Below are 1,769 nucleotides of genomic sequence, written 5' to 3'. Positions count from 1 at the left end.
CGCGGTAGAAGATTGGTAAAATTCATTACGCCTTGGGGCTGTGCGGGGGGGAGGATCCCATTGTCTGACTGTGTTATGTCTGTATCGTCCGCGCCTTGAAGAAGCGGCATGGTCATTTGGTTGGTTGTAATCATTATTTGATCTTGTGTATTGACCACTGATACCAGCAGAGGTTCTATCCATAATTATATTTCATTAATTAATGAAAATATAAAAAGCAGACTGCGGTTTTGTTCAAAAGTTCATTTTGCTACAACGTCTATAAACGTAAACGGTTGGGGAAACACATCTACTCCTGATGCCATCAACCCGTTATTTTCAAATCATCCGGGGCAACAGGTGTTCAACACTGGCATTTCTTTCCGGCGTGTGAAAACGGATCTAGAGTCATGATAGGAGGAAGGCAATTACTGGTTGTTTGTTTTCTTCCTCTTTGCCGGTTTACCGGTTTGCTCATCTGAATGTTCTTCGGCAGTCAGGTAACCGTGATCTGAGGGTTGCCTGCCTCTATCAGCAGTAACGTATGCCTGATCTGCCCACCTTCTTTTAAGTGATACAGAGCCATGACGTTGTGACGAGATGTCTACCCTGGCCTTTATTTGATCAATACATCGTTTCATTGAATCCCGGTTCCAAAGCATGTTAATCGGGATTTCAATGACCCCAAATCCTGATTTTCTCAGCAGTGCGATTTTCAGCAGAGTCGAACCATTCCTGGTTTTGAAATCACCACCCACGTAATGAGAGGGACCCTGAACTTCAATCACCATGTTGTGATCTGGCAGTAGCAGGTCAACCGGAGGTAATGAATTCAGACTCTTTTCTTCTTCAATCTTCAAAGATGGAATGTGGGATTGGAGTTGTTCACGGAAGTCGGATTGAGGTTTTGAAATCATTATCTGGTAATGGGGGACGACCGGACACGCTCTGCCAAGCCAACTTGCGGCCAGGGCAATGGTGCGTTGATCCTCTTCATTGTGCAGGAATGTATTTTTCAGACGGGTAAAAAGGTCATCCATGGGCTTTTCAAGCACGTGATTTTTATTGGCATTGGAGACCAGAGACAGCCTGGCACAGCAGACCATTACTCCCCAGAGAGACATCAATATGGCTTTCTGAGAGAGTTGAGGGTTTTCACTGATTCGGTACACCAGCGACTCGAACGTGGATGTAACCACGTTCAACTCAACGAGCTCACCCAGTTTCGCCATGGCCCACAGCAGATTGGCTATGCCTTGGGGATCAATATTCCTCGCTTCAGGTTTTTGGTTGCAGTGAAATATTATTGCATCAAGTAGCGTTGACAATAAGGCAGCTTGAGTACGCTCAACACGCTCATCTATGGGGTTATGGAGGGTAAAAACACCCGCTGAAGTAAAGGAATGCAGTGTTGTCGTCAGGCTTCGCCAATTCCAGCTCCGGGTTGCTGTGAAATTTTGCAGCAAACGCATCAGCTGGCTTTGTTCCGCTCGATTTAACGGTCTTTTAGCAGCTGACGTGTATTTTTTAATTGAACTGGCATATTGACCGTGATTTCTTCCATCATAGCGATGGCCGAAACGATCCGATTTACTCACCAGACCATCCATTACTTCTTGTTTAATGAGGGCATTGAAATCTTGAGCAGAGTTCACTGAGCGGAACATTAGATTTTGAGAAGGGCGTGCGTCAGAAGATTGGTAAAATTCGTTATGCCCTGGGAAAGCGCGAGAGGGATTATCCCACTGTTTGACTCTGGTATGTCTATATTGCCCACGCCTTGAAGAAGC

The 1,769-nt window shown here is 45.6% G+C and carries 2 protein-coding genes; both read right to left on the bottom strand.

What is annotated here, in order from left to right:
* On the bottom strand, nt 1-183 hold a 183-nt coding region (locus ACO6V1_RS23760; RefSeq protein ID WP_422469044.1), incomplete at its 3' end, for a hypothetical protein.
* 224 nt (nt 184-407) lie between these two features.
* Nucleotides 408-1,769: RAP domain-containing protein (locus tag ACO6V1_RS23755; protein WP_422469042.1), on the bottom strand; the 1,362-nt coding region annotated here is incomplete at its 5' end.

It is taken from the genome of Endozoicomonas sp. ALC013 (assembly GCF_049310205.1).
In the GTDB taxonomy this organism is placed as follows: Bacteria; Pseudomonadota; Gammaproteobacteria; order Pseudomonadales; family Endozoicomonadaceae; genus Endozoicomonas.
This window is presented reverse-complemented; position numbering and strand designations above follow the sequence as displayed.